At 74.1% G+C, this 16,788-nt stretch carries 17 protein-coding genes and 1 riboswitch; of the genes, 10 read left to right on the forward strand and 7 right to left on the reverse strand.

The features are described 5' to 3' along the window. Positions 1-10 precede the first annotated feature (10 nt). Both ACFW3D_RS00380 and ACFW3D_RS00385 read right to left on the reverse strand, forming a co-directional pair. On the reverse strand, positions 11-607 hold the full coding sequence (locus ACFW3D_RS00380; protein WP_500499637.1) for a hypothetical protein: 597 nt from the start codon (positions 605-607) through the stop codon (positions 11-13). A 56-nt stretch (positions 608-663) separates the two neighbouring features. Then, the gene (locus tag ACFW3D_RS00385; RefSeq protein WP_500499639.1) at positions 664-1,356 is read right to left on the reverse strand and encodes an RDD family protein; all 693 of its coding nucleotides are present in this window, start codon (positions 1,354-1,356) and stop codon (positions 664-666) included. A 102-nt stretch (positions 1,357-1,458) separates the two neighbouring features. On the opposite strand from ACFW3D_RS00385, the gene ACFW3D_RS00390 reads away from it, so the two are divergent. The 8 genes from ACFW3D_RS00390 to ACFW3D_RS00425 all read left to right on the forward strand — a co-directional run bounded on the left by ACFW3D_RS00390 (position 1,459) and on the right by ACFW3D_RS00425 (position 9,576). Next, on the forward strand, positions 1,459-2,313 hold the full coding sequence (locus ACFW3D_RS00390; protein WP_500499641.1) for a bifunctional methylenetetrahydrofolate dehydrogenase/methenyltetrahydrofolate cyclohydrolase: 855 nt from the start codon (positions 1,459-1,461) through the stop codon (positions 2,311-2,313). Continuing rightward, positions 2,310-2,753 carry a DUF3017 domain-containing protein gene (locus tag ACFW3D_RS00395; RefSeq protein WP_500499643.1) on the forward strand — a complete coding sequence of 148 codons (444 nt, stop codon included), beginning with the start codon at positions 2,310-2,312 and terminating at the stop codon, positions 2,751-2,753. The genes ACFW3D_RS00390 and ACFW3D_RS00395 overlap by 4 nt, the downstream gene beginning before the upstream one ends. A gap of 84 nt (positions 2,754-2,837) precedes the next feature. Beyond that, positions 2,838-4,055, forward strand: coding sequence for an NADP-dependent isocitrate dehydrogenase (locus tag ACFW3D_RS00400; RefSeq protein ID WP_500499645.1), 1,218 nt, complete (start codon positions 2,838-2,840; stop codon positions 4,053-4,055). Between the two features lie 301 nt (positions 4,056-4,356). Beyond that, positions 4,357-5,526 carry a sensor histidine kinase gene (locus ACFW3D_RS00405; RefSeq protein ID WP_500500139.1) on the forward strand — a complete coding sequence of 390 codons (1,170 nt, stop codon included), beginning with the start codon at positions 4,357-4,359 and terminating at the stop codon, positions 5,524-5,526. After that, complete coding sequence (locus tag ACFW3D_RS00410; RefSeq protein WP_500499647.1) at positions 5,523-6,206, forward strand: response regulator; 684 nt, start codon at positions 5,523-5,525, stop codon at positions 6,204-6,206. The genes ACFW3D_RS00405 and ACFW3D_RS00410 overlap by 4 nt, the downstream gene beginning before the upstream one ends. A 94-nt stretch (positions 6,207-6,300) precedes the next feature. After that, positions 6,301-7,149 (forward strand): helix-turn-helix domain-containing protein, encoded by an 849-nt coding sequence (locus ACFW3D_RS00415; protein WP_500499649.1) that lies wholly within the window; start codon positions 6,301-6,303, stop codon positions 7,147-7,149. Positions 7,150-7,233: 84 nt separating this feature from the next. Further along, entirely contained in the window at positions 7,234-8,136 is a 903-nt protein-coding gene (locus tag ACFW3D_RS00420; protein WP_500499651.1) for a helix-turn-helix domain-containing protein, read from the forward strand. A gap of 450 nt (positions 8,137-8,586) precedes the next feature. Beyond that, on the forward strand, positions 8,587-9,576 hold the full coding sequence (locus ACFW3D_RS00425) for a malate dehydrogenase (protein ID WP_500499653.1): 990 nt from the start codon (positions 8,587-8,589) through the stop codon (positions 9,574-9,576). A gap of 79 nt (positions 9,577-9,655) precedes the next feature. Here ACFW3D_RS00425 and pdxR read toward each other — a convergent pair whose 3' ends face one another. Beyond that, positions 9,656-11,131: a MocR-like pyridoxine biosynthesis transcription factor PdxR gene (gene pdxR, locus ACFW3D_RS00430; protein ID WP_500499656.1), complete on the reverse strand. Its 1,476-nt coding sequence runs from the start codon at positions 11,129-11,131 to the stop codon at positions 9,656-9,658. Positions 11,132-11,181: 50 nt separating this feature from the next. Between pdxR and ACFW3D_RS00435 the strand changes: the two genes are divergently transcribed. Then, the gene (locus tag ACFW3D_RS00435) at positions 11,182-11,700 is read left to right on the forward strand and encodes a carboxymuconolactone decarboxylase family protein (RefSeq protein ID WP_500499658.1); all 519 of its coding nucleotides are present in this window, start codon (positions 11,182-11,184) and stop codon (positions 11,698-11,700) included. A 40-nt stretch (positions 11,701-11,740) separates the two neighbouring features. On the opposite strand, the gene rocD is transcribed toward ACFW3D_RS00435, so the two are convergent. Then, positions 11,741-12,946 carry an ornithine--oxo-acid transaminase gene (gene rocD / locus ACFW3D_RS00440; protein ID WP_500499659.1) on the reverse strand — a complete coding sequence of 402 codons (1,206 nt, stop codon included), beginning with the start codon at positions 12,944-12,946 and terminating at the stop codon, positions 11,741-11,743. A gap of 131 nt (positions 12,947-13,077) precedes the next feature. Next, a riboswitch (ZMP/ZTP riboswitch) is annotated at positions 13,078-13,164 on the forward strand. Positions 13,165-13,194: 30 nt separating this feature from the next. Between rocD and ACFW3D_RS00445 the strand changes: the two genes are divergently transcribed. Next, the gene (locus ACFW3D_RS00445; RefSeq protein WP_500499661.1) at positions 13,195-14,637 is read left to right on the forward strand and encodes a glycine hydroxymethyltransferase; all 1,443 of its coding nucleotides are present in this window, start codon (positions 13,195-13,197) and stop codon (positions 14,635-14,637) included. 50 nt (positions 14,638-14,687) lie between these two features. Here the strand turns inward: ACFW3D_RS00445 and ACFW3D_RS00450 are convergent, their stop codons facing one another. From ACFW3D_RS00450 to ACFW3D_RS00460, 3 genes are all read right to left on the reverse strand, one after another. Beyond that, positions 14,688-15,389, reverse strand: a complete 702-nt coding sequence (locus tag ACFW3D_RS00450; protein WP_500499663.1) for a hypothetical protein — start codon at positions 15,387-15,389, stop codon at positions 14,688-14,690. 80 nt (positions 15,390-15,469) lie between these two features. Next, positions 15,470-16,210 carry a hypothetical protein gene (locus ACFW3D_RS00455; protein WP_500499665.1) on the reverse strand — a complete coding sequence of 247 codons (741 nt, stop codon included), beginning with the start codon at positions 16,208-16,210 and terminating at the stop codon, positions 15,470-15,472. Then, entirely contained in the window at positions 16,207-16,767 is a 561-nt protein-coding gene (locus tag ACFW3D_RS00460) for an RNA polymerase sigma factor (protein ID WP_500499667.1), read from the reverse strand. The genes ACFW3D_RS00455 and ACFW3D_RS00460 overlap by 4 nt, the downstream gene beginning before the upstream one ends. Between the last annotated feature and the right edge of the window lie 21 nt (positions 16,768-16,788).

Here is a 16,788-nt window from a genome sequence, read left to right on the forward strand (position 1 = left end):
GCGGGCCCCCTCAGTACTGCGGGCGCCTGAACCAGGCCGCCGTCTCGGCCTTCGCCGCGAAGACGATCAGCAGCACGCTGAGCGCGAGCGGCGCGATCAGCAGGAAGGCACCGCTGAACATGGTGGCGACGCTGCTCAGCGCGACCAGCACGCCGATCACGATGGACCCGATCCGGGTGCCGTTGCCGCCGGTCCTGTACTTGGCGCCCATGCCGATCGACAGGACGGCGAAGGCGAGGAAGAGCACCCCCATGACGTAGACCAGGCCGATGGGCATGGCCAGTTCGTCGGTGTCGTCCACGCTCTTGAGCGCCGCCGCCCCGAGCAGGAGCAGCAGGCCGCCCAGGATCTGCATCCCGCCGAGCACGAAGAGCATCGCCCGGGCCGCCCGCGCCGAGGACGGCATGACCTCCGGCCCGCCCGGGTACGCCGCGAACGTCATTCCCGGCTGCGGCTGCTGGGGGTAGCCGTACGGCGGCTGCGCCTGCGGCTGGGGCTGCGTCGGGTAGCCGTGGCCCGGCTGGGCCGCTGGCTGCTGCGGGTATCCGTACGGCTGCTGCGGTTGCTGCTGGCCGTAGGGATTGCCGGGGCCGGGCGGATAGCTCACTTCTGACTTCCTTCGCGGGGACGGGGTCCGGGGACGTGGGCCTTCTCGCCCCGGCTCTAACGGGACTTGACGACTACCGTGTTGAGGATCTTGTCGGCGAAGGTCTGCTTCTTGTCGTCCCACAGCGGCCACAGGTAGCCGATGTAGCAGGCGGCGCCGTCCAGGCCGTGGCACAGCCGGCGGACGAAGGCCATGCCGAAGCCCAGCGGACGGCCGTCCAACTCCCGCAGCACGCTGATGCCGAGGGCCTTCTTGCCCGGCGTCTGGCCGGTCTTGCCCTCGCGGTAGCACAGGAACAGGGCGCCGAGCAGGGACAGCAGGAAGCCGAGGCCGATCAGGGCGAGCGCGCCGCCCGGCATCGCGGGCGCGGGGCAGGTGCCATAGGTGCCGCTCGTGTCGCAGTCGCGGGCCGCGTCGACCACCACGGCGATGAACTGCCCGTAGCCGATGCCGATGAGGATCATCGGCACGAGCCCGGCGACCAGGAAGTCGATCAGCGTCGCGCCCACGCGCGCGCCCCAGCTCGCGAACGGCGGCATGCCCGGAACGGGGCCGGCCGGACCTCCCGGGTAGGCGCCGTACGGGCCCTGGGCCTGCGGCGGAACGGCGCCGTAGGGGGACTGGGGCTGCGTCGGGTAGCCGTAACCGGGCTGGGCCGGGGGCTGCTGCGGGTAGCCGTAGGGCTGCTGAGGGGGCTGCTGCGGAGGCTGCTGGCCGTACGGATTGCCGGGACCGGGCGGGTAGCTCACGTTGGCTTCTTTCGCGCGGATGGGACTGGGGACGGGCCACATCGTCCTGGTCGGCGTCATCCGCTGTCCAGCGTTGGTGTGCGGACCTGAGAAGATGGAGGTATGACCGCCCAGATTCTCGATGGCAAGGCCACTGCCGCCGCGATCAAGTCCGAACTGTCGACCCGCGTCCAGGCGCTCAAGGAGCGGGGTGTCACCCCGGGGCTGGGCACGCTGCTGGTCGGCGACGACCCGGGCAGCCGCTGGTACGTCGCGGGCAAGCACCGCGACTGCGCGGAGGTCGGCATCGCCTCCATCCAGCGCGAGCTGCCGGAGACCGCCACCCAGGAGGAGATCGAGGCGGTCGTCCGTGAACTGAACGACAACCCGGAGTGCACCGGCTACATCGTCCAGCTGCCGCTCCCCAAGGGGATCGACACCAACCGCGTCCTGGAGCTGATGGACCCGGCCAAGGACGCCGACGGCCTGCACCCGACGAACCTCGGGCGGCTGGTGCTCAACGAGCGCGGCCCGCTGCCCTGCACCCCCAACGGCATCGTGGAGCTGCTGCGGCGGCACGGCGTCGAGATCAACGGCGCGCACGTCACCGTGGTCGGCCGCGGTGTCACCGTCGGCCGCTCGATCGGGCTGCTGCTGACCCGCAAGTCGGAGAACGCCACCGTCACCCTCTGCCACACCGGTACCCGCGATCTGTCCGCGCAGCTGCGCCAGGCCGACGTCATCGTGGCCGCCGCGGGCGTCCCGCACCTGGTGAAGCCGCAGGACGTGCGGCCGGGCGCCGCCGTGCTGGACGTCGGCGTCAGCCGCGACGAGAACGGCAAGATCGTCGGTGACGTGCACCCGGGCGTGGCCGAGGTCGCCGGCTGGATCTCGCCGAACCCCGGCGGCGTCGGCCCGATGACCCGGGCCATGCTGCTGGCGAACGTCGTGGAGGCCGCGGAGGGCCGGTACGCATGACCGGGACGGGCCCCCGTACGGGAGAGGCGGCGCCGGAGGAGAGCGGCGACGCCGGACGCAGCCGCCGCTTCCAGGTGCTGACCCGCGGTACCGCGCGCCCCGAGGGCGGCGGCCGGGCCATGGGCGCCCACGCCCCGGCCCCGGCGCGTCAGTGGCCGATCCTCGTGGTCTCCGGCGCGGTGCTGCTCGGCCTGGTGCTGGTGGCGGCGGACGTCACCCGGGCCGGCCTGGTGGTGCTCGGCTCGGCGCTGCTCCTGGGCGCGCTGATGCGCTGGCTGCTGCCCTCGGTCGGCATGCTGGCCGTCCGCAGCCGCTTCACCGACATGATCACCTACGGTGCGCTGGGCGTGCTGATCGTGCTCCTGGCGCTGATGGCGCAGCCGCACCCGGTGCTCGAGATCCCCTTCCTGGAGGACGTGGTCCGTTTCTCCGTGCGTTGATCCGGTTACGCTGTGTGGCGAGTGTCCTGACGTACGACGTGTACCCCGGGCACACGTCACGGCGTGAGAGGGAGAACGACTCCCATGACCAAGATCAAGGCAAGGAACCCGGTCGTCGAGCTCGACGGCGACGAGATGGCGCGGATCATCTGGCGTTTCATCAGGGACGAGCTGGTCCTGCCGTACCTCGATGTCGAACTGGTCCGCTTCGACCTGGGCATCGAGCACCGGGACGCCACCCACGACCGGGTGACGGCCGAAGCGGCGGAAGCGGTCGTGCGGCACGGCGTCGGCGTGAAGTGCGCCACCGTCACGCCCGACGAGGCACGGGTCGCGGAGTTCGGCCTCAGGGGGATGTACCGCTCCCCGAACGCGACCATCCGCGACCGTCTCGGCGGCGGGATCTTCCGCGAACCCGTCGTCCTGCGGAACGTGCCGCGGGCCGTGCCCGGGGGGACCCGGCCCGTGGTGATCGCCCGGCACGCCTTCGGCGACCAGTACCGGGCCACCGAGCTGCGCATCCCCGGCGCCGGCACCCTCGCGCTGAGCTTCACCCCGGCCGACGGCTCCGACCCGGTCGACCTGGAGGTCCACCACTTCCCGGGCCCCGGCGTGGCGCTCGGCATGGTCAACCTGGACGAGTCCATCCGCGAGTTCGCGCGGGCCTCGTTCCGCTACGGACTGGCGCGCGGGCTCCCCGTCCACCTGTCCACGAAGAACACGGTGCTCAGGAAGTACGACGGCCGCTTCAAGGACCTCTTCCAGGAGGTCTTCGACACCGAGTTCCGGCGCGAGTTCGAGGCGTCGGGGCTGGGCCACGAGCACCGCCAGGTCGACGACATGGCGGCCTCGGCCCTGAAGGGCGCCGGCGGCTACGTGTGGGCGTGCAAGAACTACGACGGCGACATCCTGTCCGGGGTCCTCAGCCGGGGCGTCGGCTCGGCGGGCCTGATGACCTCGCTCCTCATGACCTCCGACGGCAGGACCGTGCTGTCGGAGGCGGCGCACGGCACGGTCACCCGCCACTACCGCAGGCACCAGGCGGGCCGGCCGACCTCGACCAACCCCATCGCGATGGTCTTCGCGTGGAGCCGCGGCCTCGCCCACCGCGCCCGGCTGGACGACACCCCCGAGCTCGCCCGGTTCGCCGGAACGCTGGAGGGCGCCTGCCTGGAGGTCGTCGAGGCCGGCCAGCTGACCCAGGACCTCGCGGTGCTGGTCGGCCCGGAGCAGCCGTGGCTGACGACCGAGCAGTTCCTGGCAGCCGTCGACGAGAACCTGCGCAAGCGCATGTCCGGCTGAGGCGGGCCTCCCGCGAACGCCGCGCGGCACCTACCCACGACCCGGTGCCCCGTCCTCCCCCCGTCGGAGGACGGGGCACCGTCGTGTTGGGGCGCCCCCCTCTGGCCCCCGGCCACGACGCTACGGCCGGCGGGGGCGGTGGGTCGTCCCGTGCCGGTTTGACCTTTCGCAAGGGGACGTACAACTTCCGCGGTACGGCCGCGGGCTGACGCACGCCCGTACGACCGGGGCCTACGCTGCGCCCGTGGGGAACAAGGGGCTGGTCGACGTCCTGCTGGCGGTGGGCTTCACCGCCGCCAGCATGCTGCTGGGGCACGAACGGCCGCCCGACGACTGGATACGCCTCGACCTGTTCGGCTACGCGCTGACCGCCCTGGTCAACCTGCCCATCCTGGTGCGCCGCCGGGCGCCGGTCGGTGTCTGCGTCTTCGTCTGCGCCGCCTGGACGCTCTACGTCGCCGCCGGTTACTGGCCGGTCGTCAACTCCATGGCGCCGCTCCTCGCGCTGTACACCGTCGCGGCCCTGCGCCCGGTGCGCACCGCGCTGGCCTGCGCCGCGCTGACCGGTGCGGTCTGGGTGTACGCCGGACTGACCGCGGCCCAGGGCTCGATGGCCACGGTGGCCGCCCAGGCCGTGGTGTTCCCGTTGGTGATGTGCCGTTTCGGGCGCTCGGCCCGGGTGTCGGGCAAGCGCGAGGAGCGGCTGGCCCGGCTCACCGAGCGGTTGCGGACCGAGCAGCAGGACCGGGCCCGGGAGGCGGTGGCGGAGGAGCAGGCGCGGATCGCCCGCGAGCTGCACGACGTCGTCGCCCACCACATGTCGGTGATCTCGGTGCAGGCGGGCATGGCCGCGTACGTGTTCCACACGTCCCCGCAGACCGCCCGCGGCGCGCTCGACACCATCTCCGACACCACCCGCGAGGCGCTCCAGGAGATGCGCCGCATGCTGAAGGTGCTCCGCGCCGGGCCGGGCGAGCCCGAGGAGGGCTGGGCCTCCTACGATCCGATGCCCTCGGTGACCCGGCTGGGGGAGATGATCGAGCGGGTGCGGGGGGCGGGGCTCGCCGTCGAGCTGCGGACCGAGGGCGAGCCCCGGCCGGTCGCCCCCGGCGTCGGCCTGTGCGCGTACCGGGTCGTGCAGGAGGCGCTGACCAACGTGCTCAAGCACGCCCCCCTCGCACGGGCCCGGGTCCTGGTCGGCTACGAGCCCCACCACCTGACGGTCACCGTCACCGACGACGGCGCGGGCACCACGGGCAGGGGCGGGGACACCGGGGCGCCATCCGGACGTTCCGATCCGGCCACATTCGGCCGGGGAACGGGACACGGGTTGATCGGCATGCGGGAGCGCGCCAGGCTCTACGGCGGGACGGTGGACACCGGCCCGCTCGGCGAGGGTTTCGAGGTACGGCTCGTGCTCCCCACGTCCGCGCGGGGGACAGAGCGGCGAGGGGACGCATCGGAGGCATGACCAGGGTGCTCGTCGTCGACGACCAGTTCCTGATCCGGGCGGGCCTCGTCGCGCTGCTGCACGCCGCACCCGGCATCGAGGTGGTCGGGGAGGCCGGCGACGGTGAGGAGGCGGTCGAGCGGGCGGCGCGCACCGCGCCGGACGTGATCCTCATGGACATCCGGATGCCGGGCATCAGCGGGGTCGTCGCCACCGAGCGCATCCTGGCCGCCGCGGAGGAACCGCCGCCGCGGATCCTCGTGCTCACCACCTTCGACCTCGACGAGTACGTCTACACCGCGCTGCGCGCCGGGGCCTCCGGTTTCCTGCTCAAGGACGCCGGCCCCGAACGCTTGATCACCGCCGTCCACGCCGTCGCCGGAGGGGACACCCTGTTCGCCCCGAGCGTCACCCGGCGGCTGATCGAGGCGTACGCCCCGCCGCGCCCGGGCGCCCCGCCCGCCGGCGCCGACCGTGCCCCGCCCGCCGAACTGGCGGCGCTGACCGCGCGCGAGGTGGAGGTGCTGCGGCTGATCGCCCGCGGCCTGTCGAACCCGGAGATCGCCGACCTGCTCTTCATCAGCGAGGCGACCGTCAAGACCCATCTGAACCGCACCATGGCCAAGCTCGACCTCGGCAGCCGTGCCCAGGCCGTCGTCCTCGCCTACGAGACCGGACTCGTCACCCCGCGGGGAGCATGAGGATTCTCCGGATTTCATGCATCGAGCGTATGTGCGTCGCTACCGTGGGTTGACCGACGGAGCCGGGGGGTGCGTGGTGGCACGGTGGGAGCCATTGCCCGAGACACTGGACGGTGCCGCGCGCCGTCTGGCCGTGCATCTGCGCCGGATGAAGGACCGCAGCGGGCTGAGCGTCCCGGCGCTGGCCGCGCGCACGGCGAGCAGCACCGGTGCCTGGGAGCAGTACCTCAACGGGGTGCGGATCCCGCCGCGCGACGCGGTCGAGGTGCTGGGGCAGCTCAGCGGCGCCGACTACGACCGGCTCATGGCCCTGTGGGAGCTGGCCGACCGCGGGGTCGCCGAGACCATGAAGGGCTTCCCGTACGCCGACCCGCTCGACCCGCTCGCCCCCGTCGAGGGGATGCCCCGGCACGCCCTGAGGCGTCGCCGCAAGGCGCTGCTGGCGGTCGCGGGCGGGCTGGTGCTCGGCGGGGTGTTCGCACTGCTCTTGGCGTCCGGGGTGGCCACGGACGGGAGCGGGCGCGCCGGGGCGCCGCTGTCCGGCCGCCCCACGGCCGGCGTGCCGGCCGGTCCGGTGCCCTCCGCCTCCCGCTCGGCCGGTTCCGCCGTCACCTCCTGGCCCGGGTCGGCCCCCGCGGCGGGGACGACGGACGCGGCGGCCTCGCGTACAGGGGGCGCCATGTCCCCGGACGGCGGCACGCCCGCGACGCAGGTGGCGCGGCCCGGCGTGACGTCCTCCGCCCCGGGACGCGACCCGCACACGGCGGCACCCGGCACGGCCGGGCCGACGACGGCCGCGCCCGGTGGCGGCGCACCCACCACCGAGGCACCCCCGCCCGCGACGAGCGCCCCGGCGGCGCCGGCGCCCTCCGCGTCCCCGAGCCGCAGCCCCGGCAAGGGGCTCTGCCTGGGCCTGATCATCCTGGGCATCTGCATCGGATGACGGGCGCAACCGGACGGGCCGCCCGAAGCATCCTCATCGGTAGCCTTCCGGACAGAACGGCAACGGCAAGAGGGGGAACGGGAGATGGCCCGCTGGCGGCCACTGGCCGATGACCTGGACCCGCGGGTACGGGAGTTCGCCGAGCAGCTGCGGCGCCAGGTCGACCGCGGCGGTCTGAGCGTCGCGGCGCTGGCCGAGGCGACCGGGTACAGCAGGAGTTCCTGGGAGCGGTATCTCAACGGGCGGCTGCTGCCGCCCCGTCACGCCGTGGTCGCGCTCGCCGGGGCGACGGGTGCCGACCCGGCCCACTTCACCACGATGTGGGAGGTCACCGAGCGGGTCTGGAGCCGCGCCGAGGGCCGCCACGACGTCACGATGGAGGCCCTCCGGATAGCCGAGGCCCGTGCCGCGCTGGGGGAGTTCGGCCCGGCCCCGGCCGCCGCGGTGACGGCCGCGGTGCAGGGGCCGCCGCCGGCCGCCCCCGCGGTACGGCGCCGTCCGGTCGTGCTCTTCGTGGTGGGCGTCGTGGCCGTCGTGCTGGCGGTGGTCGGCGCCACCGCGCTGACCGGAGGCGGTGACGGCGACGACCGCGCCCGGCCCGGCCCGTCCCGTACCGCCCACGCGGCCGTACTCCCCGCCGGGGTGAAGTGCACCGGCCAGGACTGCACCGGCAAGGACCCCGAGGGCATGGGCTGCGGCGGCGGCAACGCCCGTACGGCCGCGGCGGCCTGGGTGGGCGGCGCGTACGTCGAGATGCGCTACAGCCGGGTCTGCGCGGCCGTCTGGGCCCGCATCTCCGCCGGGGTCCCGGGTGACACGGTCAGCGTCACGGAAGCGGGCGGGGCCCGCCGCTCCCAGCGCAGCCGCATCGGCCGGGACCCCGCGGCGTACACCTCGATGCTCGCCGTCCGCACCCCCGGTGCCGCCCGCGCCTGCGCCACCCTCACCACGGGCCCCCGCGGCTGCGCCACACCTCCGCCGGGCTGACGACCGCGCGGCGCGGCACACCGGGGGACGCCCCGCGGGCACGCCGCTCCGGCGCGGCGGGTGCGGAGCCGATGGGACCGCCGGCGCGGGTGGCAGCGGGGTCGGCGGGACGGTGGCGCGCGGCGCCGGGCCACGCTCGGTGCCGGCATGGGTTTCGTGGCCGGTCGCCGCGTGCGGCGCGCCGCAGGTGTGCCGGTGGCGTCGTGCCGGCCGACGTCGAAGGGCGTGGGGCGGACGGGGCGGACGGTGCGGACGGTGTGGGCGGGGCGGACGGTGCGGGCGGGGCGCACGGGGCGGACGGTGACCGGGGCCACACCGGCAGTGGCTTCTGCCGCGACGGCGCGGGTATAGCCTGGCGTGGGTCTCTTGACGCCGAGAGATCCCCGTTCCGGGGCATGGGACGCTGCCGGGGCGGCAAGGGATCCAGCAGGAGAAGGCCAGGAGAAGGCAATGACTCGCACTCCCGTCAACGTCACCGTAACCGGAGCCGCCGGCCAGATCGGCTACGCGCTGCTCTTCCGCATCGCCTCCGGCCACCTGCTCGGCCCCGATGTCCCGGTGAAGCTGCGGCTGCTGGAGATCACCCCGGCCCTGAAGGCCGCCGAGGGCACCGCGATGGAGCTGGACGACTGCGCGTTCCCGCTGCTCAAGGGCATCGACATCTCCGACGACCCGAACGTCGCCTTCGACGGCACCAACGTGGGCCTGCTCGTCGGCGCCCGTCCCCGCACCGCCGGCATGGAGCGCGGCGACCTGCTGGAGGCCAACGGCGGCATCTTCGGCCCGCAGGGCAAGGCCATCAACGACCACGCCGCGGACGACATCCGCGTGCTCGTCGTCGGCAACCCGGCGAACACCAACGCGCTCATCGCGCAGTCCTCGGCCCCGGACGTCCCGGCCGACCGCTTCACCGCGATGACCCGCCTGGACCACAACCGCGCCATCTCGCAGCTGTCGAAGAGGACCGGCGTGCCGGTGAGCGAGATCCGCCGCCTCACCATCTGGGGCAACCACTCCGCCACCCAGTACCCGGACATCTTCCACGCCGAGGTCGCCGGCAAGAACGCCGCCGAGACCGTCAACGACGAGAAGTGGCTGGCCGAGGAGTTCATCCCGACCGTCGCCAAGCGCGGTGCCGCGATCATCGCGGCGCGTGGCGCCTCGTCCGCCGCGTCGGCCGCCAACGCCGCGATCGACCACGTCTTCACCTGGACCAACGGCACCGCCGAGGGTGACTGGACCTCCGCCGGTGTCGTCTCCGACGGCTCCTACGGCGTGCCGGAGGGCCTCATCTCCTCCTTCCCGGTGACCGCGAAGGACGGCAGGTTCGAGATCGTCCAGGGCCTGGAGATCAACGAGTTCTCCCGTGCGCGCATCGACGCGTCGGTGAAGGAGCTCGAGGAGGAGCGCGAGGCGGTCCGCGGCCTCGGCCTCATCTGATCCCGGGACACCGAGTCCCACGAGCGGCCCTCCGCCGCGCTCCCGCAAGGGCGCGGCGGAGGGCCGCTTCGCGTGCTGCTCAGTCCGTGTGGGCGGCGAGCAGCGCGCAGAGCACGTCCAGCGAGCCGGCGAAGGCGTGCTCGGGCGGGGCGCCGTAGCCGACGACGATGGCGTCGTCGTCCGTGCCGCCGAAGTCGGCGACGCTCTGCAGGGCGAGGCCGCGCTCCCGCGCCCGCACGACGAGCTCGCCGGCCGAGGTGCCGGGCGGCAGCCGCAGTACGGCGTGGAGGCCGGCGGCGATGCCCGACACCCGCACGGCGGGGGCGCGGGTGGCGAGCGCGGTGACGAGGCGGTCGCGGCGGCGGCGGTAGTGCAGCCGCATCCGGCGCACATGGCGGTCGTAGCCGCCGGAGACGATCAGTTCGGCCAGGGTCAACTGGTCGAGGACCGGGGACTGGTGGTCGGCGAGGACCTTCTCGGCGAGCACGGGCTCCACGAAGGCGGGCGGCAGGGCGAGCCAGGCCAGCCGCAGCCCGGGGACGAGGCTCTTGCTGGCGGTTCCGGCGTACACGACGTGCTCGGGCGCGAGGCCCTGCAGCGCGCCGACGGGCTGCCGGTCGTAGCGGAACTCCCCGTCGTAGTCGTCCTCGACGACCAGTCCGCCGGTCTCGCGCGCCCAGGTCACGGTCGCCGTGCGCCGCGCGGGGGAGAGCGGGGCACCGTACGGGAACTGGTGCGCGGGCGTGAGCAGCGCGGCGTCGACGCCGGCGTCGAGCGCGCAGACCTGCGCGCCGTCGTCGTCGACGGTCAGCGGGACGGTGGTGAGCCCGGACTTCCGCAGGATGCGCAGGGTGTGCGGGTAGCCGAGCGCCTCGACGGCGACGCGGCGGGCTCCGCGGGTCCGCAGGGTACGGCCGATCAGCCCGGCGGCCTGGACGAAGCCCGTGCACACCACGACGAGCTCCGGGGCGGTGCGCACCCCGCGCACCCGGCCCAGGTACGCCGCGAGGGCCTCGCGCAGTTCGGGGCGGCCGCGCGGATCGGTGTAGCCGAGGGCGTCGTTGGGCGCGGCCGCCAGGGCGCGGCGTGCGGCGGCGGACCATGCGGCGCGGGGGAACGAGCCGAGGTCGGGGGAGCCGGGCCGCAGGTCGTAGGGGACGTGCTCCCGGCGCCACGGCGGTCCGGCCGGCGGCTCCGAGGCGCCGGCCGGGTCCGTGGTGCCGTCCGGCCGCGGGGTTCCGGCGAGAGTGCGACCGCCGGGCGGCGGGGCGGCGGGCGGGCCGGCCGGGCGCCAGCCGTCGCCGACCCGTGTGCCGGAGCCCTGGCGGGCCGTCAGCCAGCCCTCGGCCACCAGCTGTCCGTAGGCGTCGGCGACGGTGTTGCGGGCGACACCCAGGTCCTTGGCGAGCGCCCGGGAGGACGGCAGCCGGGTGCCGGGGGCGAGCCTGCCGTCGCGCACCGCCTCGCGCAGCGCGTCCTCCAGCCCGGCGCGCGCACCGGAGCCGCCGGCGAGGTCCAGATGAAGGTCGACTCCTGAAATGGCCCACTCGTTCACCCTTCAAGTGGACCACGGGACGAGGCCACCCCGTCACTAGGTTGGCCTGCATGACGATGATCACGACTTCCGCCGTTGCGCCGTCGGGCCCCGGCCCGGACGACCTGGTCCCTGCCCACGCGCCGCGCATGGCGCTCGGCAGGACAGCCCCCGACTTCTACAAGGCGATGATCGCCCTGGACGCGGCCGCGGCCAGTGGCCTCGACCCGGTGATCACGGAGCTGGTGAAGGCCCGTTCCTCGCAGCTCAACGGCTGCGCCTACTGCGTGGACCAGCACCTGGCCGACGCCCGCAAGCTGGGGCTGACGGAGCAGAAGCTGAACGGGCTCACCGTGTGGTGGGAGACCCCCTTCTACACCGTCCGCGAGCGTGCCGCGCTGGCGCTGGCGGAGGCGGTGACCCGGCTGGGCGAACGCGGAGTCCCTGATGACGTCTACGACGAGGCCGCACGCGTCTTCGACGAGGAGGAACTGCCCCGGCTGATCGCCATGTGCGTCACCATCAACGCCTGGAACCGCATCGGCGTGACGACGCGGATGTCCCCGGCGGTGCGCCCCGACGGCGTCTGACCGCCGGGACGCATCCCGCGTCGGGCCCGTGCCCCCGGGCTCAGGCCGACAGCACGGCCCGCAGCTGGTCCAGACCCCAGTCCAGGTCCTCCTTGGAGATGACCAGCGGCGGCGCGAGCCGGATCGTGGAGCCGTGGGTGTCCTTGACCAGGACGCCCCGCTCCAGGAGCCGTTCGGAGATCTGCCGGCCGGTGCCGTGCTCCGGGGCGATGTCCACGCCCGCCCACAGTCCGCGGCCCCGGACCTGCGTGACGGCCCCGCTGCCGGTCAGCAGCGCCAGCTCGTGGTGCAGGTGGTCGCCGAGCTCGGTGGCCCGCTGCTGGTACTCCCCGGTGCGCAGCATCGCGAGGACCTCCAGCGCCACCGCGCAGGCCAGTGGGTTGCCGCCGAAGGTGGAGCCGTGCTCACCGGGGCGGTAGACCCCGAGCACCTCCGCCGAGGACACGACCGCCGAGACCGGGACGACGCCCCCGCCGAGCGCCTTGCCCAGCACGTACATGTCCGGGACGACGCCCTCGTGCTCCGACGCGAAGGTCCGGCCCGTCCGGCCCAGGCCCGACTGGATCTCGTCGGCGATGAAGAGGATCCCGCGCTCCTTGGTGAGCCGGCGCACGCCCGCCCAGTACCCGGCCGGCGGCACCAGGACCCCCGCCTCGCCCTGGATCGGCTCCATCAGCACCGCCACCGTACGGTCGTCCAGGGCCGCCTCCAGGGCGGACAGGTCGCCGTAGGGGACGATCTCAAAGCCCGGGGTGTAGGGGCCGAAGTCCGCGCGGGCCTCGGGGTCGGTGGAGAAGCTGATGATCGTGGTCGTCCGCCCGTGGAAGTTGTCCGCCGCGACGACGATCTTGGCCTGGCCGTCCGGCACGCCCTTGACCTTGTAGCCCCACTTCCGGGCCGTCTTCACCGCCGTCTCGACGGCCTCCGCGCCGGTGTTCATCGGCAGCACCATCTCCATGCCGCACAGCTCGGCCAGCTCCGCGCAGAAGCGCGCGAAGCGGTCGTGGTGGAAGGCCCGCGAGGTGAGCGTCACGCGGTCGAGCTGGGCCTTGGCGGCCTCGATGAGACGGGCGTTGCGGTGCCCGAAGTTCAGCGCCGAGTAGCCGGCGAGCATGTCGAGGTACCGGCGGCCCTCGACGTCCGTCACCCAGGCGCCTTCGGCGGAGGCGACGACGACCGGGAGGGGGTGGTAGTTGTGGGCGCTGTGCGCCTCGGTGGCGGCGATGTGCTCGGCGGCGGTCGACACGTGAGTGCTCCGTTCGTGGTACGTCGGGAGTTGTGGCGCTGGGACCCGGTGGGGCCCCTTTCTATCGTCGCTCGTCCCGGATGCGAAGAAACCTCGCGCCGGGCGGCGCCCCGACCGGCGTTGCTAGGCTGGCCACGGGTCGTGACTGGCGCGCTGGGATGGGATTGACCATCGGGGAGCGGCCCGTGAACTGTGTGCCGTGCGCCTGGGCCGTCCCGTGTGCCGTGTCGTGCAGCAGGAGGTCTGACATGCCGAGTGGTTCCACCGAATCCACCGCCTTCCGCAGTGCCCTCGAAGTGATCAGGGGTGTCGAGCCGCGCGTGGCCGACGCCATCGGCCAGGAGCTGGAGGACCAGCGCGCCTCGCTCAAGCTCATCGCCAGCGAGAACTACGCCTCCCCGGCGGTGCTGCTGGCCATGGGCAACTGGTTCAGCGACAAGTACGCCGAGGGCACCGTCGGCCGCCGCTTCTACGCAGGCTGCCGCAACGTCGACACCGTCGAGGCGCTCGCCGCCGAGCACGCGCGCGAGGTCTTCGGAGCCCAGCACGCATACGTGCAGCCGCACTCCGGCATCGACGCCAACCTCGTCGCCTTCTGGGCCGTGCTCGCCGCGCGGGTCGAGGCGCCCGCGCTGGAGCGGGCCGGGGCCCGCCAGGTCAACGACCTGTCCGAGGAGGACTGGGCGCGGCTGCGCCACGAGCTCGGAGACCAGCGGATGCTCGGCATGTCCCTGGACGCGGGCGGCCACCTCACGCACGGCTTTCGTCCGAATATTTCCGGAAAAATGTTCAACCAGCGCAGCTACGGCACCGACCCCGCCACAGGGCTGCTGGACTACGAGGCGCTGCGCAAGACCGCCCGCGAGTTCCGGCCGCTCGTCATCGTGGCGGGCTACTCCGCCTATCCGCGGCTGGTGAACTTCCGGATCATGCGGGAGATCGCCGACGAGGTCGGCGCCACGCTGATGGTCGACATGGCGCACTTCGCGGGCCTGGTCGCCGGCAAGGTCCTCACCGGTGACTTCGACCCCGTGCCGCACGCGCAGATCGTCACCACCACCACGCACAAGTCGCTGCGCGGCCCGCGCGGCGGCATGGTGCTGTGCGACTCCTCGCTCGCCGAGCAGGTCGACCGCGGCTGCCCCATGGTGCTCGGCGGTCCGCTGCCGCACGTCATGGCCGCCAAGGCGGTGGCCCTGGCGGAGGCCAGGCGCCCCGACTTCCACTCCTACGCGCAGCGCATCGTGGACAACTCCCGGGCCCTGGCCGAGGGGCTGCTGCGGCGCGGCACCACGCTGGTGACCGGCGGCACGGACAACCACCTCGTCCTGATCGACGTCGAGTCCTCCTACGGGCTCACCGGCCGGCAGGCCGAGGCCGCCCTGCTGGACTCGGGCATCGTCACCAACCGCAACTCCATCCCCCAGGACCCCAACGGAGCCTGGTACACCTCCGGCATCCGCATCGGCACCCCGGCGCTGACCACCCGCGGCCTCGGCACGGGCGAGATGGACGAGATCGCCGGGCTGATCGACCGGGTGCTCACGGCCACGACGGCGGGCGTCACCTCGGCCGGCAAGCCGTCCAAGGCTCAGCACGTGCTGGACGGGAAGGTCTCCGACGAGATCGCGCAGCGCGCGACGGACCTGCTGGCAGGCTTCCCGCTCTACCCCGGGATCGACCTCGGCTGACCCTCCGCCCGCACGGGGTGCGTGCCGGCACGGCACGCACCCCCGTCGCGTCAGATGTCGACGAGTGCCTGGCGGGGCCCCTCCTCGGGCGTGCGGCGGGATATCCGGCGCAGGACGAGGAAGGTGCCTGCGCCGCCCACCAGCAGGCCGGCGCCGAGCCCGGGCAGGGAGAGCCACCAGCCGTCCGCTCCGCCGCCGTCGCCGGCCGCCGCGGGCTGCGGGGCCGCCACGGGGGTCTCCTCGACGGCCGCGGCGTCGTCAGAGCCGGGCAGGTAGTCGGGGGCGCTCACGCCGAGGCCCTTGTCGGCGCCCATGAGGCCCAGCCGGCCGAGGAGGCGACGGAGGTCCTCGGAGCGCGCCGCCTTGCGCCACACACCCTCGTCCGGCGGACCCGTCTCCGCCGGCGAGAGGGAGTGGACCCAGGCGCCGCCGGGGCCGTCCGGGTACACGTGGTCCACCTTCCAGACCGACACGTCGTGGACCAGCCAGGTGAGGGTGACCTGGCGGTGCCGGTCGTCCATCACGTCCGTCAGCGACTTCGGCGCCTTCTGCGCCGGCCCGTCGCCGATGGACTGCTCCAGTTCCCGGTAGTCGGGTGAACTGGTGTACACACCCGCTGCCTTGCCGCTGGCCGGAGCGACCAGCATCACGCTGGTCGGCCCGCCCGCGGCGGCCGGCCCCGACCCGCCGATCACGGCGGCGAACGCCGTCACGGTGACTCCGGCCCAGGTGACGAACCTGCTGATCCGCATCCGCTCCCCCTCTCGCTCGGTCCTGCCCCTGTTACACCGCCCGGGCCCGCGAGGTTCCCGTCCGTGTCAGGAGACAGGCCCTAACGCCGCCGGGCGGAGTCCGCGACGCTGAGCGCGCGTGCCAGGTCCGGTACGCCCTCCAGGCGCAGCGTCGTCCCCCCGCGCTGCCAGACCAGGGTCGGCCCGGCGGTCCGGGGGGCCTCACGGCGGGTACGGCCGTCGGGGTCGACCAGTTGCACGTAGTGGGGCTCCGCGAACCACACCCCGTAGCCGGTCCCGGTGCCCAGGTCGACCCATTCGGCCGCCCCGCCGACCTTTTTGAGGAAGACCATGTCGATCGTGGCCCGGAACTGGTCGAGCCGTACCGTGCGCCCGTCCACCCGCCAGCTCATCGACAGCACCCACCCCCCGTCGACGACCGCCACCCCGTCCGGCTCGCCCAGCTCCGCCGGCACGTACGCCCCGTCCAGCGGCGCGTCGCCCCGCACCGGCGGCGGCGCGCCGCCGGACGGGCGGGCGGAGGGGTCCCGGTGCACGACGACGCCGCCGAAGCCGAACCAGTCCGCGACCGCGGCCCGCACCGGCGGGGTCAGCACCAGCACCACCAGCAGCCCGCACAGCACCGCCGTCAGGGCCCGCCAACGTGCCGCGGCCCACGCGCGCGCACGGGCGCCGCGGCCCGGCGGGGGGACGACAGGGGCCGGTACCGCCTCGGCCAGCAGCCGGGCCAGCACCTGCTCGGCGACGGAGTCGGGCGACGGCGCCGGGATCTCCAGCCACCGGCCCGTCTCGCGCAGCTCCTCCGGGAGCCGGTCGGTCATGGGCGCCGCCCCCCGTCGTCGTACCGGCCGGCCGGCACCGGCTCGCCGAGCCCCGCCCGCAGCCGGGCCAGGGCCCGGTGCAGCCGGGACTTCACCGTGCCACGCGGCCAGCCGAGCACCGTCGCCGTCTCCTCCTCGTCCAGGTCCAGCAGATAGCGGCAGGTGACCACCATGCGGTGCGGTTCGCTCAGCGCCTGTACGGCGGCCAGCAGCTCCGTCCGGCGCTCCCGCGACACCGCCAGCGACTCCGGGTCGTCCGCCGCGGGGGGCAGGGCCTCCAGGGCGGCGTTGCGCTCCACCGCCGACCGCAGACGGCGGGCCGCCCGCCCGGCGTTGCGCGCCTCGTTGGCGACGATCCGCAGCAGCCACGGCCGGAAGGCCGCCCCCTCCTTGAAGGTCGCGAGCGCGCGGTACGCCTTGACGAAGGAGACCTGCACCACGTCCTCCGCGTCGGAGCCCGCGCCGAGCAGCACGGCGGTACGGTGCGCGACGTCCGCGTGCAGGCGCACCAGCTCCGCGTACGCCTCCCGCTCACCGGCGCGCACGCGCGCGATCACCGCCGCCTCCCCCTCCGTGGC

The sequence above is a fragment of the Streptomyces sp. NPDC058864 genome (assembly GCF_042742985.1).
In the GTDB taxonomy this organism is placed as follows: domain Bacteria; phylum Actinomycetota; class Actinomycetes; order Streptomycetales; family Streptomycetaceae; genus Actinacidiphila.